23 protein-coding genes are annotated in these 23,802 nt (G+C 68.1%); 12 read left to right on the top strand and 11 right to left on the bottom strand.

The features are described from left to right. Window positions 1-18: 18 nt before the first annotated feature. The 6 genes from QZH52_RS00415 to QZH52_RS00390 all read right to left on the bottom strand — a co-directional run bounded on the left by QZH52_RS00415 (window position 19) and on the right by QZH52_RS00390 (window position 6,462). The gene (locus QZH52_RS00415) at window positions 19-924 is read right to left on the bottom strand and encodes a universal stress protein (RefSeq protein WP_301802287.1); all 906 of its coding nucleotides are present in this window, start codon (window positions 922-924) and stop codon (window positions 19-21) included. An 89-nt stretch (window positions 925-1,013) separates the two neighbouring features. Further along, window positions 1,014-1,415 carry a GreA/GreB family elongation factor gene (locus tag QZH52_RS00410; protein ID WP_301802285.1) on the bottom strand — a complete coding sequence of 134 codons (402 nt, stop codon included), beginning with the start codon at window positions 1,413-1,415 and terminating at the stop codon, window positions 1,014-1,016. Between the two features lie 417 nt (window positions 1,416-1,832). Beyond that, complete coding sequence (locus tag QZH52_RS00405) at window positions 1,833-3,059, bottom strand: M20 family metallopeptidase (RefSeq protein ID WP_301802283.1); 1,227 nt, start codon at window positions 3,057-3,059, stop codon at window positions 1,833-1,835. A 1-nt stretch (window position 3,060) separates the two neighbouring features. Further along, window positions 3,061-4,839, bottom strand: coding sequence for a 2-oxo-4-hydroxy-4-carboxy-5-ureidoimidazoline decarboxylase (gene uraD / locus QZH52_RS00400; RefSeq protein WP_301802280.1), 1,779 nt, complete (start codon window positions 4,837-4,839; stop codon window positions 3,061-3,063). 1 nt (window position 4,840) lies between these two features. Further along, window positions 4,841-5,791 (bottom strand): allantoinase PuuE, encoded by a 951-nt coding sequence (gene puuE, locus QZH52_RS00395; protein ID WP_301802277.1) that lies wholly within the window; start codon window positions 5,789-5,791, stop codon window positions 4,841-4,843. Window positions 5,792-5,796: 5 nt separating this feature from the next. Then, a complete protein-coding gene (locus QZH52_RS00390; protein ID WP_286536674.1) occupies window positions 5,797-6,462 on the bottom strand; it encodes a GntR family transcriptional regulator in 666 nt (221 codons plus the stop codon). Window positions 6,463-6,545: 83 nt separating this feature from the next. On the opposite strand from QZH52_RS00390, the gene uraH reads away from it, so the two are divergent. Beyond that, window positions 6,546-6,908 carry a hydroxyisourate hydrolase gene (gene uraH / locus QZH52_RS00385; RefSeq protein ID WP_301802272.1) on the top strand — a complete coding sequence of 121 codons (363 nt, stop codon included), beginning with the start codon at window positions 6,546-6,548 and terminating at the stop codon, window positions 6,906-6,908. A gap of 1 nt (window position 6,909) precedes the next feature. Here the strand turns inward: uraH and QZH52_RS00380 are convergent, their stop codons facing one another. After that, a complete protein-coding gene (locus QZH52_RS00380; RefSeq protein ID WP_301802270.1) occupies window positions 6,910-7,410 on the bottom strand; it encodes a hypothetical protein in 501 nt (166 codons plus the stop codon). Window positions 7,411-7,463: 53 nt separating this feature from the next. Between QZH52_RS00380 and xdhC the strand changes: the two genes are divergently transcribed. The 7 genes from xdhC to QZH52_RS00345 all read left to right on the top strand — a co-directional run bounded on the left by xdhC (window position 7,464) and on the right by QZH52_RS00345 (window position 13,988). Continuing rightward, a complete protein-coding gene (xdhC, locus tag QZH52_RS00375; RefSeq protein WP_301802268.1) occupies window positions 7,464-8,276 on the top strand; it encodes a xanthine dehydrogenase accessory protein XdhC in 813 nt (270 codons plus the stop codon). A gap of 211 nt (window positions 8,277-8,487) precedes the next feature. Further along, complete coding sequence (locus QZH52_RS00370) at window positions 8,488-9,693, top strand: urate hydroxylase PuuD (RefSeq protein WP_301802266.1); 1,206 nt, start codon at window positions 8,488-8,490, stop codon at window positions 9,691-9,693. 27 nt (window positions 9,694-9,720) lie between these two features. After that, window positions 9,721-11,055 carry a glycerate kinase type-2 family protein gene (locus QZH52_RS00365; protein WP_301802265.1) on the top strand — a complete coding sequence of 445 codons (1,335 nt, stop codon included), beginning with the start codon at window positions 9,721-9,723 and terminating at the stop codon, window positions 11,053-11,055. Between the two features lie 79 nt (window positions 11,056-11,134). Then, window positions 11,135-11,896, top strand: a complete 762-nt coding sequence (locus QZH52_RS00360; RefSeq protein ID WP_301802262.1) for a phosphatase PAP2 family protein — start codon at window positions 11,135-11,137, stop codon at window positions 11,894-11,896. A gap of 73 nt (window positions 11,897-11,969) precedes the next feature. Continuing rightward, complete coding sequence (locus QZH52_RS00355) at window positions 11,970-12,209, top strand: acyl carrier protein (RefSeq protein ID WP_301802259.1); 240 nt, start codon at window positions 11,970-11,972, stop codon at window positions 12,207-12,209. Then, a complete protein-coding gene (locus QZH52_RS00350; RefSeq protein ID WP_301802258.1) occupies window positions 12,206-13,408 on the top strand; it encodes a beta-ketoacyl-[acyl-carrier-protein] synthase family protein in 1,203 nt (400 codons plus the stop codon). Before QZH52_RS00355 ends, QZH52_RS00350 begins: the two co-directional genes overlap by 4 nt. A gap of 40 nt (window positions 13,409-13,448) precedes the next feature. Beyond that, window positions 13,449-13,988, top strand: a complete 540-nt coding sequence (locus QZH52_RS00345) for a DUF4136 domain-containing protein (RefSeq protein WP_301802257.1) — start codon at window positions 13,449-13,451, stop codon at window positions 13,986-13,988. A gap of 111 nt (window positions 13,989-14,099) precedes the next feature. On the opposite strand, the gene QZH52_RS00340 is transcribed toward QZH52_RS00345, so the two are convergent. The 3 genes from QZH52_RS00340 to QZH52_RS00330 are packed head-to-tail and all read right to left on the bottom strand — an operon-like array spanning window position 14,100 to window position 17,808. Next, window positions 14,100-15,923: an IlvD/Edd family dehydratase gene (locus QZH52_RS00340; protein WP_301802255.1), complete on the bottom strand. Its 1,824-nt coding sequence runs from the start codon at window positions 15,921-15,923 to the stop codon at window positions 14,100-14,102. Beyond that, window positions 15,923-16,939, bottom strand: coding sequence for a D-erythronate dehydrogenase (denD, locus tag QZH52_RS00335; protein WP_286536664.1), 1,017 nt, complete (start codon window positions 16,937-16,939; stop codon window positions 15,923-15,925). The genes QZH52_RS00340 and denD overlap by 1 nt, the downstream gene beginning before the upstream one ends. Window positions 16,940-16,950: 11 nt before the next feature. Continuing rightward, window positions 16,951-17,808 (bottom strand): FadR/GntR family transcriptional regulator, encoded by an 858-nt coding sequence (locus QZH52_RS00330; protein WP_301802253.1) that lies wholly within the window; start codon window positions 17,806-17,808, stop codon window positions 16,951-16,953. A 121-nt stretch (window positions 17,809-17,929) separates the two neighbouring features. Between QZH52_RS00330 and QZH52_RS00325 the strand changes: the two genes are divergently transcribed. Genes QZH52_RS00325 through QZH52_RS00310 form a run of 4 tightly spaced genes read left to right on the top strand, consistent with a single transcriptional unit; the run spans window position 17,930 to window position 22,149 of the window. Continuing rightward, the gene (locus QZH52_RS00325) at window positions 17,930-19,003 is read left to right on the top strand and encodes an ABC transporter ATP-binding protein (protein ID WP_286536662.1); all 1,074 of its coding nucleotides are present in this window, start codon (window positions 17,930-17,932) and stop codon (window positions 19,001-19,003) included. 37 nt (window positions 19,004-19,040) lie between these two features. Further along, entirely contained in the window at window positions 19,041-20,369 is a 1,329-nt protein-coding gene (locus QZH52_RS00320; protein WP_301802248.1) for an ABC transporter substrate-binding protein, read from the top strand. Window positions 20,370-20,380: 11 nt separating this feature from the next. Then, on the top strand, window positions 20,381-21,277 hold the full coding sequence (locus QZH52_RS00315; RefSeq protein ID WP_301802246.1) for a carbohydrate ABC transporter permease: 897 nt from the start codon (window positions 20,381-20,383) through the stop codon (window positions 21,275-21,277). Beyond that, window positions 21,274-22,149, top strand: coding sequence for a carbohydrate ABC transporter permease (locus QZH52_RS00310; RefSeq protein WP_436411519.1), 876 nt, complete (start codon window positions 21,274-21,276; stop codon window positions 22,147-22,149). The genes QZH52_RS00315 and QZH52_RS00310 overlap by 4 nt, the downstream gene beginning before the upstream one ends. Before the next feature lie 310 nt (window positions 22,150-22,459). On the opposite strand, the gene QZH52_RS00305 is transcribed toward QZH52_RS00310, so the two are convergent. After that, entirely contained in the window at window positions 22,460-23,794 is a 1,335-nt protein-coding gene (locus tag QZH52_RS00305; RefSeq protein ID WP_301802244.1) for a ComEC/Rec2 family competence protein, read from the bottom strand. Window positions 23,795-23,802 lie beyond the last annotated feature (8 nt).

Below are 23,802 nucleotides of genomic sequence, written 5' to 3'. Positions count from 1 at the left end.
CCAGGCCCCGGGTGTGGATCAGCCGTTCAAGGCGCCCTTGAGACCGCGTTCGGCCTCGATCCGTTGCCGGGCCGCTGCGCGGGTCGAGGCCTGGAAATCGTCCGGCACGACCAGCACGTCACTGGTGGCCCAGCACAGCACCCGTTGGGCCACGCTGCCGAACACGAAGTCCGCGATCGGCGAGTTGCGCCGCTTTCCGACCACCAGCAGATCGGCACCCACGTGGTCCTGCTGGACCACCGTCTGACGGGCGGGATCTCCGTAGCCGATGGCGCTCAGGACGCGATTGCGGCGGGTGTCGAACGAATCGGTCAGCCAGAAGATGCGGTCGCGGGCGTGGCGCATGCATTCGTGCCGGTAGGCCTGGATCGCGCGCCGGGACGCCTCGGCCGAGCGGAGCTTGGCCTCGTTCAAGGTGCTGATGGCATGGAACAGCTCGACCTCGGCGTTGCTGTCCAGCGTCCAGGCCAACTGGACCAGCCGCTTCGATGCGGGCGTGAAGTCGACGGCGACCAGGATTCGCTCGTAGTCGCGGTGCGGCGTGGTCTTGGTCACGAGCACCGGGCAGCGGCACAGGCGCGCCAGCCGCTCCGCGGGCTGCCCCTGCAGCAGCGAGGCCATCGTGCGCTCGCGCCAGTGACCGAGCACCAGCAGGTCCGCGCAGCTGGCTTCCTCGGCGACGTGTGCCAGCGTGTTCGCGGTCTGGGCGACGGGCCGCACCGTGATGGCGAAACGATGGCCCAGTTTCCTGGCGGCAGTCGCGAGCCGGCTGGCGCCGTTCGCGGGCGGCGCATTGCCGCTCGTCGGCAGCACCATGAGCTTGAGGACGGCGCTGTGCTCGGCCGCGAGGCGGGCCGCGCGTTCGATGGCGAGGCTGGCTGGCTGCGAGAAGTCGGTCACGGCCAGGATGGATCGGATGGTCATGGAGGTCTCCTCTTTGCGCTTGGCGCGCGCTGGCGCCGCGGTCAAGGGGCGACCGCGCGCTGCGTGGGCTGGAAAGGGCGGCGCGCTGGCTAGCGCGCGTAGTCGCCGCTGGCTTCGGGCTGGAATGCGATGGCGACGATCTCGGCCGCGCCTTCTTCGCCGCCGGGCATCTGCCAGCGCGCGATCGCGCCGACCTTCAGTCCGAGCAGACCGCTGCCGACGGGCGACAGCACCGAGATGAAGCCGGCACTGGGCTCCGCGTCGCCGGGAAAGCAGACGGTCAGCGTCTGCCTGCGCCGCGTGTGGAGGTCGACCAGTTCGACCTGCGAATACATCGTGACGATGTCCGCGGGAACTTCGCGCGAGCGCGTCACCTCGGCCGCGCCGAGGACGTTGGCGAGTGCGGGCGGCAGATGCCCGTCGAGCAGCTTGCTCAGGCGCGAGAAGTCATGTTCGGTGAGCGTGCGCTCGCCGAGGATGGTTGCATGCATGGGGACGCACTCCAGTCGAATGCGGGCCGCCCGAAGCAACGGGCAGGCACCGCGACGCGCGAGGGGGGTGCCCGGCGGTCGATGGTTGCGCTAAATGGGGGAGGGAAGCGGCCGCCGGGCTTAGGAATGTGCGGGCGTCTGCTGCAGACCTGCCGCGCGCGCAGAAAACGACGGCCGCGCGAGAGCGGCGTGGTTCTGGAAGCGGGCGGGGGCGTGCATGGGTCAAGTGTATCGGGCAGGGACGCGAGGCTCAACCAATGGCCTCACGGTCCTTGCCAGATAGGGGACATCTGATCAGTTGAGGACAGAGCAAAAAACCGCTGACGCGGTTTTCTTGGTCTGTCCCGCAAGGCGTTCTGATCAGTTGAGGACAGAGCAAAAACTGCTGCGCAGTTTGTTGGTCTGTCCCGCAAGCTCTCAGCAGAGCAGATCGCTCAGCGTGCGTGCGATGACCTTGGTGGCGCGCCGCAGGTCTTCGAGCACCACGCGTTCGTCGTTGCGCTTGGCATGCGACTCGAGCACGGTGCGCGGACCGGCGCCGTAGATCACGCCCGGGATGCCGGCTTCGCCGTACAGCCGGACGTCGGTGTAGAGCGGGGTGCCCATCGCCTTGATCGGCTCGCCGAAGAGTTCCTGGCCGTGCTTCTGGATCGCGTCGACCAGCGGCTTGTTGCCGGCCAGCGGCTTCATCGAATTGGCGAGCAGCATGCGCTTGATGTCGACCGTGATGCCGGGCATCTGCGCGGCGGCATCGGCGATGACCTTGCGGATCGTGGCCTCGACCTCGACCGGGTTCTCCTCGGGGATCATCCGGCGGTCGAGCTTGAAGACCACCTTGCCGGGCACGACGTTGGTGTTGGTGCCGCCCTCGATGCGGCCGACGTTGAGATAGGGGTGCGTGATGCCCTCGACCTTCGACGTCACCTGCTGGTAGAGCGTGTTCTGCGCATAGAGCGCGTTGAGGATGTGGACCGCGCCCTGCAGCGCATCGACACCGGTGGTCGGGATCGCCGCATGCGCCATCTTGCCGTGCACCGTGACTTCCATCTGCAGGCAGCCGTTGTGGGCCGTGACCACTTCGTAGCTGAAGCCGGCCGCGATCATCAGGTCCGGCTTGGTGAGGCCTTGTGCGAGCAGCCAGCCCGGGCCCAGGATTCCGCCGAATTCCTCGTCGTAGGTGAAGTGCAGCTCGACGCTGCCCTTGGCTGGCTTGGCGACGGCTTCGAGCGCACGCACGGCGAAGGTGAAGCTCGCGAAGTCGCTCTTGCTCACCGCCGCGGCGCGGCCGTAGAGGCTGCCGCCGTCGATCTCGCCGCCGTAGGGGTCGTGGGTCCAGCCTTCGCCGGGCGGCACGACGTCGCCGTGGGCGTTGAGGGCCACCGTCCGGCCCCCGTTGCCGTACTTGCGCCGCACGATCAGGTTGGTGATCGATTCGAGGCCGTAGTCCTTCACTTCCTGGGCGGGCACGGCGTGTTTCTCGGCCTCGAAGCCGAAGGCCTGGATCAGCTCGGCGGTGCGCTCGGCATGCGGCGCGTTGTTGCCGGGCGGGGTGTCGGTCGGCACGCGCACCAGCTCCTGCAGGAAGCGCACTTCCTCGTCGAAATGGGCATCGATCCAGGCGTCGAGTTTGGTGTAGTCGGTCATGTCAGAGGGCCGGTTCGGTGGCGAGGTTGTCGAGCAGCAGCTGGAAAGCCTGCACCGCCAGCTGCATGTCGTCGTTGGTGCTCGATTCGAGCGGGTTGTGGCTGATGCCGGAGTTGATGCCACGCACGAAGAGCATGGCCTGCGGCATCACCTCGTGCAGCTTCATCGCGTCGTGGCCGGCGCCGCTGGGCATGCGAAAGAGCGGCACGCCGAGCGTGTCGACCGCCTGCTCCCAGCGCCGCTGCCATTCGGGTGCGCTGGGCGCGGCCGCGGCGCGCATGGTTTCCTCGAGCGTGTGGCGCACGCTGCGGCGCTCGCAGATGTCCTTCAGTGCCGCCACCACGTCGTTGGCCAGTGCATCGCGCTGTTCGTTGTTAGGCGCCCGCAGGTCGAGGCTGAACTTGCAGCGCCCGGGCACCACGTTGATCGAGCCGTTCGGCACTTCGAGCATGCCGACCGTGGCGACCGAGTCGCCGTCCTTGGCGGCGCGCTGCTCTGCGAACAGGATCAGCTCGGCCACGGCGGCCGCGGCGTCGCGGCGACGGTCCATCGGCGTGGTGCCGGCGTGGCTGGCCATGCCGATGACTTCGCCGACATAGCGCACGCTGCCGTTGATCGAGGTCACGATCCCGAGCGGAAGATCGAGCTCGGTCAGCACCGGCCCCTGCTCGATGTGGACTTCGACGAAGCCCAGGTACTTCGAAGGATCGCGCTGCAGCGCGGGGATGTCTTCGTCCTTCAGGCCCGCATGGCGGCGGGCCTCGCGCATCGTGATGCCGTCGGCGTCCTTCTGGTCGAGCCAGCGGTCGTCGAAGTGGCCGATCAGCGCGCCGGAGCCCAGGAAGGTGGCCTTGTAGCGCTGGCCTTCCTCTTCGGCGAAGCCCACCACCTCGAAGGCAAAAGGCAGGCGGCGGTTCTGCCGCTTGAGCTCGCGCACGCAGGCCATCGGCACGAAGATGCCGAGCCGGCCGTCGTACTTGCCGCCATTGCGCACCGTGTCGTAGTGCGAGCCCGTGAGCAGTGCGCGGGCGCCGGGCGTGGCGCCCTCGTAGCGGCCGACCACGTTGCCGACCGCATCGATCTGCACGCTGTCGAAGCCGGCCTCGCGCATGTCGGCCGCGATCTGCGCAGCGCAGGCGCGGTGCGCGTCGGTGAGGTAGGTGACGGTGAGCTGGCCTTTCTCGGCATAGCCCGGGTCGGTGTGGACCGAGAGCTTCTCGTGCCAATCCCAGACCTCGTTGCCGAGCGAGGGCGCGGCGTCGAACTTGTCGTCCAGCCGGATCTCGGCGATGCGGTGGATGTTGCGCAGCGCCTCGCCGAGTTCGAAGTCGGGATGGTGATGCAGCCGGCGCTCGAAGGTGTCGATGATCTCGCGCTTGGCAAGACCGGTGCCGCGCGGGCCGCGCACCGCGAGGATGAACGGAAAGCCGAACTTGGCGTTGTAGTCGGCGTTGAGCTGCTGGATCTTCGCAAACTCTTCCGGCGTGCAATCGGTCAGGCCGGCCTTGTTCTGCTCGTTGGTCGATTCCGCCGTGAGGCTCTTGCTGACCATCGCCTTGCCGGCGAGTTCAGGGTGGGCACGGATCAGGCCGAGCTGCTCTGCGCGCGAGGCATGGGTCACGGCCTGCACCAGCGCGTGCTTCAGGTGCGGCAGCGACCGGAACGGCCGCGACACCAGCGATCGCGCCGCGATCCATGGCGAATGCTCGTAGACGCCTTCGAGCAGCGCGACGGCTTCGTCGGCCGATGCCGTGTTGAGTTGGTCGATGGTGAGCGCCATGTCAGTCTCCTTGGCGAGTGGCGTAGGGATGCGTCGCCTTCCAGTGCCGCGCGATGTCGAGCCGACTACAGACCCAGACCCGGTCGTGGGTGGCGATGTGATCGAGGAAGCGCTGCAGCGCGGTGATGCGCCCAGGTCGGCCGAGCAGCCGGCAGTGCATGCCGATGCTCATCATCTTCGGCGCCTCGTCGCCTTCGGCGTAGAGGGCGTCGAAGCTGTCCTTCATGTACTGGAAGAAGGGGTCGGCGTGCGAGTAGCCCTGCGGCAGCGCGAAGCGCATGTCGTTGCAGTCGAGCGTGTAGGGCACGATGAGCTGCGGCACCACCGCGCCGTCGGTCTTCTGCACTTTCATCCAGAAGGGCAGGTCGTCGCCGTAGTAGTCGCTGTCGTATTCGAAGCCGCCGTAGTCGGCCACCAGGCGGCGCGTGCGCGGGCTGTCGCGGCCGGTGTACCAGCCGAGCGCGCGTTCGCCGGTGAGCTTCTCGATGGCTTCCATGCCGAGGCGCATGTGTTCGCGCTCGGTGGCTTCGTCGAGGTTCTGGTAGTGGATCCAGCGCCAGCCGTGGCAGGCGATCTCGTGGCCCAGTTCCTTGAAGGCCGAGGCCAGCTCGGGATAGCGCGCGAGCGCCATGCCGACGCCGAACACGGTCAGCGGCAGGCCGCGCTTCTCGAACTCGCGCAGGATGCGCCAGACGCCGGCGCGCGAGCCGTATTCGTAGATCCCTTCCATGCTGATGTGGCGCTCGGGATAGCTCGCGGGATTGAACATCTCGGAGAGGAACTGCTCGCTGCCGGCGTCGCCGTGCAGCACGCAGTTCTCGCCGCCTTCCTCGTAGTTGAGGACGAACTGGACCGCGATGCGGGCCCGGCCGGGCCATTGGGCGTGCGGCGGATTGCGGCCGTAGCCGATGAGGTCGCGCGGGTAGGGCAGAGTGCTGTCGTAGATGCTCATGGGTGTCAGGCCAGCGCCAATGTGATGTCGTGGGTGGGAACCTTGCGGTCGAAGGTGAGGTTGGCCTCGACGTGCTCGAGGTGCTCGGTCATGAGGCGCACGGCGCGCTCCTCGTCCTTGGCGGCCAGGGCCTTGACGATGTCGGCGTGCTCGTCGTTCGAGTGCTCGGCCGCGGTGGCGCTCTGGTACATCAGCGTGATCAGCGCGCAGCGCGAGATCAGCTCGCCGAGGATCTGGGCCAGCACCGTGTTGCCCATCAGCTCGGCCATGCGCACGTGGAAGTCGCCGAGCAACTCGGTGCGGCCCGAGATGTCCTCGCCCGAGACCGCCGCCTTCTCGAGCGCGACGTGTTCCTTGAGCGCCTTGATCTTGGCCGGCGTGACGCTGCGCACGAAGGCGCGCGTCATCTCGGCCTCGAGCATGCGGCGCACCGCGAAGACCTGCCTGGCCTCGTCGACCGCAGGCGCCGCCACGAAGGCCCCGCGCGCGGGTTCGAGGCGGATCAGCTTGTTCTGCGACAGCTGGAACAGCGCCTGCCGCACCAGCGTGCGCGAGACGCCGAAGTGGTCGGCCAGCTTCTGTTCGGCCAGCTTGCTGCCGGGCTGCAGCCGGTGCTCCACAATGGCTTTGGTGAGTGCGTCGACGATCGCGCGGGTGGTGGTCGAGTCCATGTTTTTGATGATAGACCCAAAGCCCAGAACTGTATACACTTTTGTCGACCGTAATTTCCCCAATGCATTGAAGGAGCAGATCGATGGGCCTGAGCACTCACGTACTGGACACCATGCACGGCAGTCCCGCCGCCGGCATGGAGGTGGCGCTGTTCACGACCGACGGCACCGGCGAGGACGCCCGCGCCACGCTGGTGCGGCGATTCACGCTGAACGCCGACGGCCGCAGCGACGGCCCGCTGTACGACAACAGCACGCTGAAGGTCGGGACCTACCGGCTGGTGTTCGATGTCGCGGGCTATTTCAAGGCCCGCGGCGTGACCTTGCCCGAGCCGAATTTTCTCAATCGCGTGGCGCTCGATTTCGGCGTGGCGCACACCGACCAGCACTACCACGTGCCGCTTTTGGTGAGCCCGTGGAGCTACTCCACCTACCGGGGCTCGTGACCTACTGCTGGCCTTCGCTCAGGGTATCGAGTTGGAAATGACCGCCTTCGTCCCACAACCAGGTGTCGGTCCAGGTCACCTTGCCGAGCCGCGTCGCTGCCGGGTAGGGCGCGTCCATGAGCACCGTGCGCTCGATCTCGGCGATCACCTCGGGCGCGTGCGTCGGCGCCCGCATCCAGTGCATCGAGAGCACCCTGCCGTCGGCATCGAGGTTGACCTGCAGCGTGCCCACCGCGTAGAGCAAGGGCGGCAGCTTGCCGCCGTAGATCCGGTCCTTGTTGATCTCGTAGACGTGGCGGGCGGCGTCCTTGCGATAGTCGCGCGCCGTGGCGGCGTTCGATGCCCGCGGCTTGCCACGGCTGTGGTCGGCGGGCTCGGGACGGGCGCTGCTGAGTTGGCCCGGCACGGCGCCGGTCGGTGCGGTGCTGCAGCCGGCCAGCCAGAGGCTGGCGAGGAGGGCGGCCGCCAGGGCGAGACGGCGCGAAATGGTCTGAAATTGCATCGGCGGGTTTATACCGTGCCCGGCCGGGCGCCGCGCAACCGGAGGTATCCCACATGACCGGCGCCGTCGACGAATTGCTGCTTCGCCTGCAGCGTCAGCGCGGCGTGCTGGTGCGCGTCGCCTCGACCCAGGGCTCAGCCCCCCGCGAGGCCGGCACCTGGATGGCGGTCTGGCCCGACGGGCTGACGGCCACCATCGGCGGCGGCCAGCTCGAATTCCAGGCCACCGACGAGGCCCGCGCCTGGCTGGCCGGCGGCCCGCCGATCGAGGGTGTGCGGCGCTATCCGCTGGGCCCGAGCCTGGGCCAGTGCTGCGGCGGCGTGGTGTTCCTGTCCTACCAGCTGATCGATGCCGACGACGCGGCTTCGCTGCAGTCCGAACTGCTGGCGCAGCTGGCGCCGGTCGCGCTGTTCGGTGGCGGCCACGTGGGCGCGGCGCTGGCGCGGCTGCTGGCGACGTTGCCGTTCGCGGTGCGCTGGATCGACAGCCGGGACGGTGTCTTCCCGGCCGAACTGCCGGCGCAGATCGAGACCGAGCATTCCGATCCGGTGCAGCAGGCGGTGGCGCAGCTGGCGCCGGGCTCGCGCGTGCTGATCATGAGCTTCAGCCATGCCGAAGACCTGGACATCGTGATCGCCTGCCTCAAGCGGCTGCGCGAGCGCGACGACCTGCCCTACATCGGCCTGATCGGCAGCAAGACCAAGTGGGCGACCTTCAGGCACCGGCTCGAGGCGCGCGGCTTCACCGCCGGCGAGATGGACCGCGTGACCTGCCCGATCGGCGTGCCCGGCATCACCGGGAAGGAGCCCGAGGTGATCGCGGTGGCGGTGGCGGCACAATTGTTGCAATCGCTCCCGGCTGCATGAGGGGCGCTCAGGGTTTTCCAGCACGCCAAGCGATGCAAAATCCACGAGCCAGCCCCTAAAATTGTATACACTTCGGTCCACAACAAGCCGCAGCGGAGCGAGATTCCACCCCGGGTCTGCGTTCGCGGCACTTTCTCTGCTTACAGCGCCCGCAGTGGTGAGCAGGTCGGAACACCTCGGTGCCCCCATGCGCCGACAAGGTTGAGAGCAAATGGAAAGCTACTACCTCGACTGGGCCAACCTGCTCCTGCGCTGGGTCCATGTCATCACGGCCGTCGCCTGGATCGGCGCGTCCTTCTACTTCGTGATGCTGGACAACAGCCTCGAGAAGCCCGAAGACCAGGAATCGCTCGACAAGGGCGTCGGTGGCGAGCAGTGGGCGGTGCACGGCGGCGGCTTCTACAACATGCAGAAGTACGCGCTGGCGCCCAAGCGCCTGCCCGACCATCTGCACTGGTCGTACTGGGAGAGCTATTCGACCTGGCTCACGGGCTTTGCGCTGTTCACGATGTCCTATCTGTGGAACGCGAGCACCTACCTGATCGACAAGTCCAAGATGGACTGGCAGCCCGGCGCCGCGATCGGCGTCGCGCTGGCCTTCTTCGTGGTCTTCTGGATGGTCTACGACAGCATCTGCCAGCTGTTCGGCCGGCGCAAGAACGGCGACACCATCGTCGGCGTGCTGGTCGCGGTCTTCATCGCCTTCGCGGCCTGGCTGGCCTGCCAGTGGTTCGCCGGCCGGGCGGCCTTCCTGCTGGTCGGCGCGATGATGGCCACCACAATGAGCGGCAACGTGTTCTTCTGGATCATCCCCGGCCAGCGCAAGAACGTGCAGGCACTGCGCGAAGGCAAGCCGGTGGATCCGGTGCACGGCCAGCGCGGCAAGCAGCGCAGCGTGCACAACACCTACTTCACGCTGCCGGTGCTGTTCGCCATGCTGAGCAATCACTACAGCTTCACCTACACCCACAAATACAACTGGATCGTGCTGCTGCTGATCATGCTCGGGGGCGCGGCGATCCGGCAGTTCTTCGTGGTGCGCCACCGCTTCAAGCTCGGCAACGCGCGCAACCCGATCCCTTACGCGCTCTTCGGCATCGCGGTCCTGGGCCTGACCATCATCTGGATGAAGCCCGAGCCGGCGGCGGCACCGGCGTCCGGCGCGGCGGTGCAGAAGGTCAGCTTCGGCGATGTGCAGAAGGTGCTCGAGCAACGCTGCTACATGTGCCACGGCGCGCAGGTGCAGATGAAGAACGTGCGCCTCGACACGGCCGACCAGGTCGCGGCGCATGCGCAGGCGGTGTACCAGCAGGTGGTGGTCACCAAGATCATGCCGATGAACAACGCGACCGGCATCACCGACGCCGAGCGGGCCCTGATAGGCAAGTGGTTCGAAGGCGGTGCGAACACGAAGTAGCATCTTGCGCAGGAGACAAGCAAGACCATGACCCCGACGATCCCCCGGCCGATCCCCGACGCGCATTCGGCCCCGCGTGAATTTCTCGAACATCTCTACCGGGTGTCGGTCGAGCGGGCGCTGCCGCTGGCCAGCATGGGCGCCTGCCTGCCCGCACCGCCCAAGGGGCGCACGCTGGTGCTCGGCGCTGGCAAGGCCGGCGGCTCGATGGCCCAGGCGCTCGAGGCGCTCTGGCCGGCGGACGCTCCGCTCTCCGGGCTGGTGGTCACGCGCTATGGCCACATTCCACCGCGTCCCGCGGGGCTGGCATCGCGCATCGAACTGGTCGAAGCCGCGCACCCGGTGCCCGACCAGGCGGGGCTCGACGCCGCCCAGCGCATCCTCGCGCTGACCCAGGGGCTGACGGCCGATGACCTGGTGCTGTGCCTGATCTCGGGCGGCGGCTCCTCGCTGCTGACCCTGCCGGCCGAAGGACTCACGCTGGCCGACAAGCAGCGCATCAACACCCAGCTGCTCGAGTCGGGCGCCCACATCGGCGAGATGAACTGCGTGCGCAAGCACCTCTCGCGCATCAAGGGCGGCCGGCTCGCCGCCGCCTGCGCACCGGCGAGGGTCGTGACCCTGACCATCAGCGACGTCCCGGGCGACGACCCGGCCGTGATCGCCAGCGGCCCCACCGTGCCCGATGCGAGCCGCTGCGCCGATGCGCTGGCGATCCTCGACCGCTACCGGATCGAGGTGCCCGCGGCGGTGCGGGCCCGGCTCGAAAGCGGTGCGCTCGAGACCCCGAAGCCGGGCGATGCCGTGTTCAACGGCCACCTGACCCACGTGATCGCGGCCCCGCAGCAATCGCTCGAGGCGGCCGCGGCGGCAGCGCGCGCGGCCGGCATCGAGGCCCATGTCCTGAGCGACGAGATCGAAGGCGAATCGCGCGAGGTCGGCAAGGTGCACGGCGCGCTGGCGCGGTCGGTGTCGCTGCGTGGCGCGCCCTTCGCCAAGCCCTGCGTGATCCTGTCGGGCGGCGAGACCACGGTCACGATCCGGCCGCGGCAACCCGGGAAGGCCAAGGGCCGCGGAGGCCGGGCGGGCGAATTCTGCATGGGTCTGGCGGGCGCGCTGGCCGGCCGCGAGGGCATCTGGGCGCTGGCCGCCGACACCGACGGCATCGACGGCGTCGAGGACAACGCCGGCGCCATCGTCACGCCCGACACGCTGCGCCGGGCCGAGGCGGCGGGCGTCAAGCTGGCCGACCACCTCGACCGCAACGACGCCTACGGCTACTTCGACGCCATCGGGGACCTGCTGGTGACCGGGCCGACCCATACCAACGTCAACGATTTCCGGGCCCTGCTGATCCTGTAGGGCGTGTTCATGCCTTAGGTTGCGACTGACACGCCCGGCGTTGTCGCTGATGCGAGAATCAGCGACAACGCCGAGCCTCATGAATCCACCCCACGACCTGCGCCCGGCGCCCCGCCCCTTCGAGAGCTGGAAAGTCGAGATCTGGTTGCGTATCCGCCGCCACTTCGCCCTGAAGGTGATCGGCACCACGGCCTTCACCTGGCTGTTCTTCATCGGCTACTTCCATCTGCTGCGCCAGCCCGCGAGTCCGGTCGCGGTGATGCCGCTGACCGCACTCGACCACCTGATCCCGTTCCAGCCGCAGGCGCTGGTCGCCTATTTCTCGCTCTGGCTGTACGTCGGCGTCGCGCCCGGCCTGCAGCTCACGTTCAGGGAGCTGGCGGTGTATGGGCTCTGGGTTGGAGCACTGTGCCTGACCGGCCTCGCGGCCTTCTTCTTCTGGCCGACGCAGATCCCGCCGATCACGATGCCGCCGACCGATTTCCCAGGCTTCGCGATCTTGCAGGGGGTCGACGCCGCCGGCAATGCCTGCCCGTCGATGCACGTGGCCATCGCGATCTACACCGCCATCTGGATCGAGCACATCCTGCGCCAGGCGGGTGCGCCGATGCTCCTGCGGTTGGTCAACGGATTGTGGTTCGCCGCCATCGCCTGGTCGACCGTGGCGATCAAGCAGCATGTGGTGCTCGACGTGGTCGCGGGGGCGGTGCTCGGCATCGTGTTCGTGCTGCCGTCACTGCGCTGGCGGCCGCGCCCGGCCGCGATTCCGGCCATTTGGAGCGGATATCATGAGGCGACACTGCCCGCGGGCCGGTTCGGCGGACGAGCCAGGAGGAGCTGAGACTCGTGGGCCGACTTGAACAACATCGCCGTTTGCCAGGGAGACGGCCAGAAATGACGACGGACACCGCACGATGAGTTCGCTGAAGGAATTGCAGGACCTGATCCACGAGAAGTACGGCATCGAGGCGTCCGCGCTGGACCCGGAGGCCTCGATGCGAGAGAAGGGTTTCGATTCGCTGGCGCTGGTTGAGTTCGTGTTCGCGATCGAGGACCATTTCGGCATCTCGATGCCCGACGACGACCCGAACATCGACACGCTGGCCCAACTGGCCGCGGTGGTCGACAAGGTCAGGGCGAAGCAGACCGCGTGAACGCAGTCGCCGTCACCGGCCTGGGGGTCGTGGCTCCCCACGGCGACGATCCCGGCAACCTGTTCGATGCCCTGCTGCGCGGCGATTCGGCGCTCGAACCGGTCTTTTCGGAACTGCCCAAGCCGGCGGTCGCGGCCCGGGCCGCCTTCGACGAATCGCGCTGGTTCACCAAGCTGCAGCTCGCAGGCGTCGACCGCGTGAGCCAGCTCGCCGTGGCCGCGGCCGACCTGGCCGTGCGGGATGCCGGCGCGGTCGGCGCGCTCGATCCCGAGCGCATCGGCGTGTTCGCCGGCTGCGGCATGGGCGGTGCCGCGGCGCTCGAGGCCGCCTACCGTGGTGGCGGGCGCGTGCCGCCCTTGACCATCCCGGCCTTCATGCCCAACGCGCCGGCCTCGCACGTGGCGATGCGCCAGGGCGTGCAGGGCCCGGTGCTGACCTACTCGGTGGCCTGCGCCTCGTCCTCGGTGGCGATCGCCGAGGCGGCCAAGGCGGTGCAGCGCGGCGATGTCGACGTCGCGATCGCCGGCGGCAGCGAGGCGCTGATCGTGCCCGGCGTCGTGCTCGCCTGGCAGGCGATGCAGACCCTGGCCAGCGTCAAGCCCGGCGAAGAGGCGCGCGCGGTGCGGCCCTTCGCCAGCGATCGCAGCGGCTTCGCGCTCGGCGAGGGCGCCGCCTTCCTGGTGCTCGAATCGGCCGAGCGGGCGCGGCGGCGCGGCGCACGGACCTATGCCCGGCTGGCGGGCTGGGGCCTCAGCTGCGACGCCACGCACCTGACCAAGCCGGACGCCCCCGGCCAGGCGCGCGCGCTGCGCCAGGCACTGCGCCTGGCCGGCCTGCAGCCCCGCGACGTCGGCTACTGCAATGCCCATGGAACCGCCACCCGCATCGGCGACGTGGTGGAGCGCGAAGCCCTGGCCGAAGTCTGGGGCGACGACCTCGACCGCCTGCGCGTGAGTTCCACCAAGGCGCTGCATGGGCACCTGCTCGGTGCCGCCGGCGCGCTGGAGGCCGTGGCCACGGTGCTGGCGCTGCATCGGCGCGCGCTGCCGCCGAACATGCACGGCGCCGCAGGCGATCCGGCCTGCGCTTTGAACCTGGTGGCGCCCGGCGACACCGAGGCGCCCGACCTGCACGCCGCCATCAGCAATTCATTCGCCTTCGGCGGCACGAATTCGGTGCTCCTGTTCTGCCGCGGCTGATGGCTAAACTGCTTTTTCACATCGCTTGGGATTGGACGACATGAACAGACGCTTCGCTGCCCTGGCCGCACTGGCCCTTCCGCTGCTGATCTCGGCCTGCGCGAGCGTCGGCGGGCCGACGGTCAGGATCGACGTCGATCCGGGCGCCGATTTCTCGCGCGTGCGCACCTACAGCTGGGTGGCCCGGCCCGACGGCGGAACGCCGCTGATGCAGCAGCGCATCGTCGACGGCATCGATTCGAGGCTGCAGGCCAAGGGCTGGAAGCTGGCGCCGAATGGCTACATCCATGTGTCGGCGCACGTGTCGTCGTCCGAGAAGGAAAGCCAGGGCGCCTACTACAACCGCGTGGGCTACGTGGGCTGGGGCGGCTTCGGGCCGCCGGCACCCAACACGGCAGCACCCACCGACACCTACGAAGTCGGCACGCTGGTGGTCGAGATGGTCAATGCGCAGAGCAAGCGCTCGGCGTGGCGCGGCACCGCGAGCGGCACCTTGCACGACGACCCGGCGAAGATGAATGCGCTCTTGCAGGCTGCCCTAGACAAGATGTTCACCGGATTCCCGTCCGCCTCGAAGTAAGCGGCGGGTTCCCTTCCAGGAATACCGCGGAACCGGCTTTGCCGGGCCGCTGGTATTGCCCCCGGCGAGGGGGTGGGCGCCCGACACGAAGTGCGGGCAACCTGGGGGAGGTCAATGATTATCTCTAGGGATGCCGAACGTGGCGTGGATCTTCTGATACTTCACGGCCGGCTTCAGCACCATGCCCTGCGACAGCTCGTCGACGATGCCGCGCTGGATCTCCTGCCAGGGCGTCTGGCTCGGCGGGAAGGGGTAGCCGCCGGCAGCGGCCAGTTCGGCGCGCCTACGGTCGAGTTCCTCGTCGGACACCAGCATGTTGGCGGTGCGCTTCTTGAGGTCGATGCGCACGCGGTCGCCGGTGCGCACCAGCGCCAGTCCGCCGCCGGTCGCGGCCTCGGGCGAGGCGTTGAGGATCGACGGCGAGCCGGAGGTGCCGGACTGCCGGCCGTCGCCGATGCAGGGCAGGGCGGTGATGCCCTTCTTGATCAGGTAGGACGGTGCCCGCATGTTGACCACCTCGGCCGCGCCGGGATAGCCGACCGGGCCGACGCCGCGCATGAACAGCACGCTGTGCGGGCCGATCTTCATTTTCGGATCGTCGATGCGGTGGTGGTAGTCCTCCGGGCCGTCGAAGACCACGGCCGTGCCCTCGAAGGCCATCGGGTCCTTCGGGTCCTCGAGGTAGCGGTCGTGGAATTCGGGCGTGATCACGCTGGTCTTCATGATCGCCGAGTCGAACAGGTTGCCCTTGAGGTTCAGGAAGCCGGCGTTCTTCTTCATCGGCTTGGCATAGGGCCAGATCACGGCGCGGTCGCTGGTGAACTTGCCCTCGCAGTTCTCGATCAGCGTCTTGCCGTTGGCCGTGAGGGCCGGCTTGATCTTGCCCTTGGCGATCAGCTCGGCGACCACCGCGGGCACGCCGCCGGCGCGGTAGTAGTCCTCGCCGAGGTACTCGCCGGCGGGCTGCAGGTTGACGATCAGCGGGATCTTGTAGCCGATCTTCTCCCAGTCGTCGGGCGTGAGTTCAACGCCGATGTGGCGCGCGATCGCGACCAGGTGCACCGGCGCGTTGGTCGAGCCGCCGAGCGCGGAGTTGACCACGATCGCGTTCTCGAAGGCCTCGCGGGTCATGATGTCGGAGGGCTTCAGGTTCTCGCGCACCATCTCGACGATGCGCTTGCCGGTCATGTAGGCCATCTCCTGGCGGTCGCGGTAGGGCGCGGGAATCGCGGCGCTGCCGGGCAGCGTCATGCCGAGCGCCTCGGCCAGCGAGTTCATGGTCGACGCCGTGCCCATCGTGTTGCAGTGCCCGGTCGAGGGCGCCGATGACGCGACCAGCTTGAGGAACTCCTGGTAGCCGATCTCGCCGGCCGCCATCATCTCGCGCGCGCGCCAGACGATGGTGCCCGAACCGGTGCGGTCGCCCTTGTACCAGCCGTTGAGCATCGGCCCCGAGTTGAGCGCGATCGCAGGGATGTCGACCGTGGCGGCCGCCATCAGCTGGGCCGGGGTGGTCTTGTCGCAGCCGGTGGTGAGCACCACGCCGTCGATCGGATAGCCGTAGAGCACCTCGACCAGCGACAGGTATTGCAGGTTGCGGTCGAGCGCCGCGGTCGGCCGTTTGCAGGTCTCCTGGATCGGGTGGATCGGGAACTCGAAGGCGATGCCGCCGGCGTCGCGGATGCCTTCGCGCGTGCGTTCGGCCAGCACGAGGTGGTGGCGGTTGCAGGGCGCGATGTCGGAGCCGGTCTGGGCGATGCCGATGATCGGCCGGCCCGACTGCAGCTCGTCGAAGCCGAGCCCGAAGTTCATGGTGCGCTCGAGATAGAGCGCCGTCATGTCGGCGTTGGCCGGGTTGTCGAACCAAGCCTGCGAGCGCAGCGCGAGGGGCTTCGGCTTGGTGGCCGGGGTCTTTTTCTTCGTGGGGCTTTTCATCAGGACATTCCCTTCAAGGTCTGGTCTGCGTTCGGCAGCGCCGCGCAGTCGTCGATGTATTGCCGGACGATATCGGCAAAGTTCTCGTGCGGCAGCAGGCCCAGGCGCGCGGCCCGTGCGGCGCTGGCGCCGCCCGGCCAGTTGGCCACGATGCCGGCGATGCGCTCGTCGCGCTCGAAGCGCACCAGCGCGCGGACCTTCGGGCCGGCCACCGCCTCGAGGGCGTCGAGCATGTCGGCCACGCGCACGTTGAGTGCCGGCAGGTTGAGCGCCGTACGGCCGCAGAAAGCCTCGCGCGTGGCTTCGTAGACCGCGATCAGGCCGTCGACGGTGCGGGTCGGCGAGGACATGGGATGCGACACCTCGGGCGAGACCGGGCAGATGGCTTCGACCCCCGCCAGCGGCTCGCGGATGATGCCGCTGAAGAACGAGGAGGCGGCGCCGTTGGGCCGGCCGGGCCGCACGGTGACGGTCATGAGGCGCGCCGCGCGGCCGTCGACGTAGCCCTTGCGGGTGTAGTCGGCCACGAGGTGCTCGCAGATCAGCTTCTGGGTGCCGTAGGAGGTCTGCGGCGCCGGCAGCGTGTCGTCGGCCACGAGCTTGGGCAGGGGCACCGCCGGGTCGGGCCCGAACACCGCCACCGAACTCGAGAACACCAGCCGCGCGACCTTGCCCCCGCCGTTGACGTGGGCCCGCAGCGCATCGAGCAGGGCCCGGGTGCTGTCCAGATTGGAGCGCAGGCCGAGGTCGAAGTCGAGCTCGCATTCGCCCGACACGGCCGAGGCCAGGTGGAAGATGCCGTCGAAGGGCTCCTCGCGCAGCGCCTCGGTGTGGGTCAGCAGCGGGCCGGTGCGGGCCTCGACCCGGGCGTCGGCGAGCAGGTCGGCAGGCGGGGGCGCGATGTCGGTCAGGACCATGCGCTCGATGCGCTGGCCGTCCAGGGTGCCGCGGGCGAGCAGGGCGCGGGCGAGCCGGGCCCCCACGAAGCCCCCGCCGCCGGTGATCATCAGTTTCATTTCGGTCTCCTTCAGTGCTTTGCTTGTCGATCGGGTGCGGGCGCCGGGCGCGCGGCGCGTGCGACCCGGGCGGCGGCCTGGCGGCGCCGGCCATCGATGATGCCGCCTTCGACCAGCCGCTGCTCGCCACGGATCAGGTGTTCGTTGGCATGCAGCCGGGCGGCCACCGGATCGTGGGCCGCGATGGCTTCGAAGATGGCGCGGTGCTCGCTCTGGACCGCGGTCATGAAATCGGCCCGCCGGGCCTCGTTGCCGCGCGTGATGCGCATGCCTTCGCGCAGGTACTGTTCGAGGAAGCCGAGCAGCAGCCGGAACTGCGGATTGCCGGTCGATTCGCCGATCACGCGGTGGAAGGCCAGGTCTTCGGCCACGCCGTCGCGGCCCTCGGCCACCGCGGTGTCGATGGCCGCGAGGGCGCGGCGCAGTGCCGCGATCTGGCTGCGCGTGGCGCGCTCGGCGGCCAGCGCGGCGATCTCGCCTTCGAGCACGCGGCGCACCTCGACCACGTGCACCACGGCCTGCACCGAGGTCAGCACGGCCGGGTCGAAGGCCAGCGCCTGGTTCACCGGCGGCGGCGCGACGAACACGCCGGAGCCCTGGCGCGACTGCACCAGCGCCCTGGACTTGAGCTGGTGGACCGCCTCGCGCACCACGGTGCGAGAGACGCCGTGGGCGGTGGCCAGCTGCTGCTCGGTCGGCAGCCGGTCGCCGGCCTTCAGCGCGCCGCTGTCGATCTGCGCGCCCAGCAGCGCCGCCAACCGGTCCGACAGCCGGTCGACGACCAGCGGCTGGGGTTGGGGAGTGGCGGAAACCCGCACGGCGGAGGATGAGGAAAAGGCGGTTATCAGGTCATCATACAAATATTGCACGGGTTAATGCCTAACGGTTTGCCCTGATGCGCGGCCGGTCCGCGATGTCAATACTGCGCGCTTGCGGCGTGGAGTCCTCCATGGCCCGATGTCGACTCGCGACCTTTCAGGACTTCAGTGCATGGCCAGTGTCACGATCCAGTCAGTCAAGAAGAATTTCGGTGATGTCGCCATCCTGCATGGCGTGGACATCGACATCCAGGACGGCTCGTTCACCGTGCTGGTCGGCCCGTCCGGCTGCGGCAAGTCGACCTTGCTGCGCATGATCGCCGGGCTCGAGGAGATCAACGGCGGCGAGATCCGCATCGGGGACAAGCGGGTCAACGACCTGCCGCCCAAGGAGCGCGACATCGCGATGGTGTTCCAGAACTACGCGCTCTATCCGCACATGACGGTGCGCGAGAACATGGCCTTCGCGCTGGCGCTCGCCAAGATGGACAAGCCGACCATCGAGGCCAAGGTCAAGCGCGCGGCCGAGATCCTGGCGCTGGCGCCGCTGCTCGAGCGCTATCCGCGCCAGCTCTCGGGCGGGCAGCGGCAGCGGGTCGCGATGGGACGGGCCATCGTGCGCGATCCGCAGGTGTTCCTGTTCGACGAGCCGCTGTCCAACCTCGACGCCAAGCTGCGGGTGGCGATGCGCAGCGAGATCAAGGAATTGCACCAGCGCCTGAAGACCACCTCGATCTACGTCACGCACGACCAGATCGAGGCCATGACCATGGGCGACAAGATCGTCGTGATGCGCGACGGCCGGATCGAGCAGACCGGCAGCCCGCTCGAGCTCTACGACCATCCGGCGAACCAGTTCGTGGCCGGCTTCATCGGCTCGCCGTCGATGAACTTCCTGCCCGGCACCCTGCGCCGCGGCGCCGGCGCGGCCCGGGTCGAGCTGACCGACGGCACCCAGCTCGACGCGCCGCTGGCCGCCGGCGGCGTCGACGGTCAGCCCGTGATCTACGGCACCCGGCCCGAGCACCTGAGCTTGGCCGACGGCGGCGGCATCCCGGCGCGCGTCGCGGTGATGGAGCCGACCGGCATGGACACCTTCGTGGCCTGCCGCCATGAAGGCGTGGAACTGTCGGCGGTGTTTCGCGAGCGCCACGATTTCGCGCCGGGCACCACCATCCACCTGCAGCCCGATCTTCAGCGGGCCCATCTTTTCGATGCAGCTACCGGCCAGAGGCTGGTGGCCTGAGCTTCCCTTTTCGGCCGTTCAACAACAGGAGACATGAATGAGTGATTTCAATCGCCGCAAGATTCTGAAGAGTTCGGCCGGCCTCGCGGCCGCAGCCTCGCTCGGCGTCGGCACCGCGATCTTCTCGTCGCTCGCGAATGCGCAGACCCTGGCCTTCAAGCCCGAGAAGGGCGCCAAGCTGCGGGTGCTGCGCTGGAGCCGCTTCGTGCAGGGAGACATCGACGCCTACATGGCCAACGTCAAGCGCTTCAGCGAGGCCACCGGCATCGAGGTGCGGGTCGACAACGAGGGCTGGGAAGACGTGCGGCCCAAGGCTGCGGTGGCGGCCAACACCGGCGCCGGGCCGGACATCATCCTGTCGACCAACGACGACGCCAACCTCTATCCGGACAAGCTGCTCGACGTCACCGACCTGGCGGAATACCTGGGCAAGAAATACGGCGGCTGGTACCCCGCGGGCGAGCTCTTCATGCGGCCCGACGGCAAGAAGTGGATCGGGCTGCCGCTCGGGGCCTCGGGCTCGCTCATCGTCTACCGCGAGAGCATGGTCAAGGCGGCCGGCTTCGACAAGTTCCCGACCAACAACGAGGACTTCCTCAAGCTCTACAAGGCGCTGAAGGAGAAGGGCACGCCGGGCGGCATGGCGCTGGGCAACGCGACCGGCGACAGCACCTGGACCAACTGGCTGATCTGGTCTTTCGGCGGCAAGCTGGTCGACAAGAACAACAAGGTGGTCCTCGACAGCCCCGAGACGCTGAAGGCGCTGGAGTATGCCAAGGAGCTCTACGCCAACTTCATCCCGGGCACCCTGTCGTGGCTCGATCCGAACAACAACAAGGCCTTTCTCGACGGCCAGATCAGCGTCACGAACAACGGCATCTCGATCTACTACGCGGCCAAGAACTCACCCGATCCGAAGGTCAAGGAGATGGCGTCGGACATCAACCACGCGGTGTTCCCGGTCGGGCCGGTGGGGGTGCCGACCGAGTCGCACCTGTTCTTCAACCAGATGATCATGAAGTACACCAAGTACCCGCAGGCCTCGAAGGAGTTCCTGCGCTTCATGATGGAGCGGCCGCAGTTCGACGACTGGCTGCAGGGCGCAGGCGGCTACGTGGCGCAGCCGCTGAAGGCCTACGAGGCCAATCCGATCTGGACCTCCGATCCGAAGAACACACCCTACCGCGATTCGGTCAAGAACCTGCGGCCCGCCGGCTACGAGGGCAAGCTGGGCTACGCATCGGCCGGCGCGGCGGCCGACTTCATCATCCCGAACATGGTGGCCGAGGCGGCCAGCGGGTCGAAGTCGCCGAAGGAAGCGGCAGAGCGTGCCCAGAAACGCGCCGAGCGCTACTACAAGGTCTGAAGACGCTGCCCATGACCACGCGACTGGCCAGGTTCCAGAACAGCCGCAACGCCCTCGGCTTCATGTTCATGTTGCCGGCGGCGGTGCTGCTGCTGCTGTTCCTGACCTATCCGCTCGGCCTGGGCACCTGGCTCGGCTTCACCGACGCCAAGGTGGGCCGGCCGGGCGAGTGGATCGGGCTCGAGAACTACATCTTCCTGTGGGGCGATGCGGTCACCCGGCTGGCGCTCTTCAACACGCTCTTCTACACGGTGGTGGCGAGCGTGTTCAAGTTCCTGCTGGGCCTGTGGCTGGCGGTGCTGCTGAACAAGAACATCCGCTTCAAGACCTTTTTCCGGGCCGTGATCCTGCTGCCCTACATCGTGCCGACCGCGCTGTCGGCGATCGCCTTCTGGTGGATCTACGACTCGCAGTTCTCGATCATCAGCTGGGGGCTCATGAAGCTGGGGTTGATCGATCATTACATCGACTTTCTCGGCGATCCGTGGAATGCACGGCTCGCGGTGATCGCGGCCAACGTGTGGCGCGGCGTGCCCTTCGTGGCGATCACGCTGCTGGCCGGGCTGCAGACCATTTCGCCTTCGTACTACGAGGCCTCGGCGATCGACGGCGCAACACCGTGGCAGCAGTTCCGTCACGTCACGCTGCCGCTGCTGACGCCGATCATCGCGGTGGTGATGACCTTCTCGGTGCTGTTCACCTTCACCGACTTCCAGCTGATCTACGTGATCACGCGCGGCGGCCCCTTGAACGCCACGCACCTGATGGCGACGCTGTCGTTCCAGCGCGCGATCTCGGGCGGCGCGCTGGGCGAGGGCGCGGCGATCGCGATCGCGATGGTGCCCTTCCTGCTGGGCTGCATCATGTTCAGCTACTTCGGCCTTCAAAGACGGGCCTGGCAAAAATGAGCAAATCCGGCCAGATCGACGTCGTCGGCATGAGCTACCTCGATACCTTGCCGCGCAAGGCGGTCACGGTGTACCTGCCGCTGGTGGTGTTCCTGATCGTGCTGCTGTTTCCGTTCTACTGGATGGCGATCACGGCAGTGAAGCCCGAGGTCGAGCTGCTGTCGCGCGAGGGCAATCCGTTCTGGGTCATCGCGCCGACGCTCGCGCACTTCCACAAGCTGCTGTTCGAGACCGCCTATCCGCAATGGCTGTGGAACACGGTGCTGGTGTCGGTGGTGTCGACTTTCGGCTCGCTGGTGGTTTCGGTGCTGGCGGCCTACGCGATCGAGCGGCTGCGCTTCAAGGGCGCGCGCCAGACCGGGCTGGCGATCTTCCTGGCCTACCTGGTGCCGCCGTCGATCCTGTTCATTCCGCTGGCCAACGTGGTCTTCAACCTCGGGCTGTTCGACACCCGCTGGGCGCTGGTCCTGACCTACCCGACTTTCCTGATCCCCTTCTGCACCTGGCTCCTGATGGGCTACTTCCGGTCGATCCCGGCCGAGCTCGAGGAGTGCGCGCTGATCGACGGCGCCAATCGTTGGCAGATCCTGGTCAAGATCGTGCTGCCGCTCGCGGTGCCGGGGCTGATCTCGGCCGGCATCTTCGCCTTCACGCTGTCGTGGAACGAGTTCATCTACGCGCTGACCTTCGTCTCGTCGTCGGAGATCAAGACGTTGCCGGTGGGTGTCGTCACGGAACTGGTGCAGGGCGACGTCTACCAGTGGGGGCCGCTGATGGCCGGCGCGCTGCTGGGCTCGCTGCCGGTGGCCTTCATCTACTCGTTCTTCGTGGAGTACTACGTATCGGGGTTGACCGGGTCGGTCAAGGAGTGAGGTCGGCTGCGGGGCTGAGGCGTGCGCGTCGGCGGTGGGCGGTATGCCCTGGGCCGGCCGACGTCACCGGCCGCTTCGCGGCTGCCCTGCGCTGCTCGCGGTACGCGGGGTCCGCGCAAACTCGCTTCGCTCAAACACGCGCGGCCCTTTTTCCGCGCACCGCTGCGCTGCTCGGCGGTGCCTCAACGGCCGGCCCAGGGCATACCGCCCACCACCGCTGACACGCTGGGGTTGCATCGGCGTTGGAGACGCCGAGATCGCTTGCACACCCGCACCGCTTGCCGGGCGCCCTTCGAAGCGCCGAGCCATCTCAAAAAACATCCACCTCCACATACAACCGCGTCATCCGCGCCCCGCGCCGTTTCGCAGTCGCTGAAAGCTCTTCGTCCGTGCGCACCACGTAGCCCCGCTCGGTGGTCGCCTTGCCGAGCGCGGTGACCAGCGCGTCGAGCGGGATGTCGCCCCATTTCTTCTTCAGCGCCATGGCGTGGTCGACCGGGATCACCGCGACGTCGAGGGCCGTCATGCGCTCGAGCCCGCCGGCCTTCAGGGTCGCGTTGTGGCTGCCGTGGTGGCCGACCTTGTAGTAGACGGTGCGCGCGAGCAGGTCCGGGCCGGTCACCGGCTTGCCGCCGACACGCCATTTGCAGTCGCTCCACGTGAGCCAGTTGCCGACCTGGGCGTCGGCGGCGAACAGCAGCACGCCGACATCGTCGAGATCGATCGCCAGCACGAGGCTGGTGTTGTTGGTCATGCTGTCCAGTGCCAGCGCGAGTTCGGAAGCGTCGTCCATCCAGGCGACATCGATGCGGCGCCAGGCCTCGTCGTTCCAGTAGCGCTGCTGGAAGAAAGGCGTGCTCTGCGCCACCCGGCTCGGGATCCGGAAGGCATTCGAGAACGGTTGTTGCTCGGGATTCGCCAGCGCCTGGCCTATGCTCCGCTCGGCCGCCGCGAGCGCCATGCCGTAGGTCTCGGGCGCCTTGGCGCTCGGCAGCGTCTTCTTGAGCATCTTCATGTCGCGCGGCGGACCCAGCGTGTAGATGCGACCGCGGAAACCGTCGAGCTCGACCGGCAGGTCCTTGGGGTCGCAATAGCGCGGCCGGGCCACCTTGGCGCGCACCAGTTCCAGCGCCGATGCGGTCGTGGTCCGTGCGGCGGCGCCGAAGAAATCCAGCAGTGACGTCAGCAGGTTCGGCTCGCCATCGCCGCCGCCATCGAGCTGCATCCGGACGGCCGCGGCCCGCAGCAGCGCGAGGGCGTTGTCGCGCTCGCCGCGCAACTGCTTCGCGTCGGCGTCCTTCGGGTCCTCGGTCCAGCCCAGCCAGACCGCTCCGACCTTGAGTTTGGCGAACGACTCGGCGGCCTGCGCGAAACCCGAGACATGGTCCCAGTGTTCGTGAGTCGCGACCAGCAGGTCGATGCTGCCGCCGGTGGCGGCCAGGATGTCGTCCATCACCTCGGTCATCACCGCGCCGGCGTTCGCCGTGCCGAGGATCACGCCGCAGTCGATCATGATCTGGTACTTGGCCTTCCGCGCACCGTAGAGCGTCACCAGGTGGCAGTCGCCGAGGCCGTGGCGGTAGGTCCGCACCGTGGCGCGCGGCGGCTTCTTGCTCGGCGTCGGGGTCTTCTTGGCGGCGGCCATGGTGTGTC

The organism is Variovorax ginsengisoli (assembly GCF_030486595.1).
Classification (GTDB): domain Bacteria; phylum Pseudomonadota; class Gammaproteobacteria; order Burkholderiales; family Burkholderiaceae_C; genus Variovorax; species Variovorax ginsengisoli_B.
Note: the sequence above shows the minus strand (reverse complement) of the source record. Positions and strands in the feature narration are given on the sequence as shown.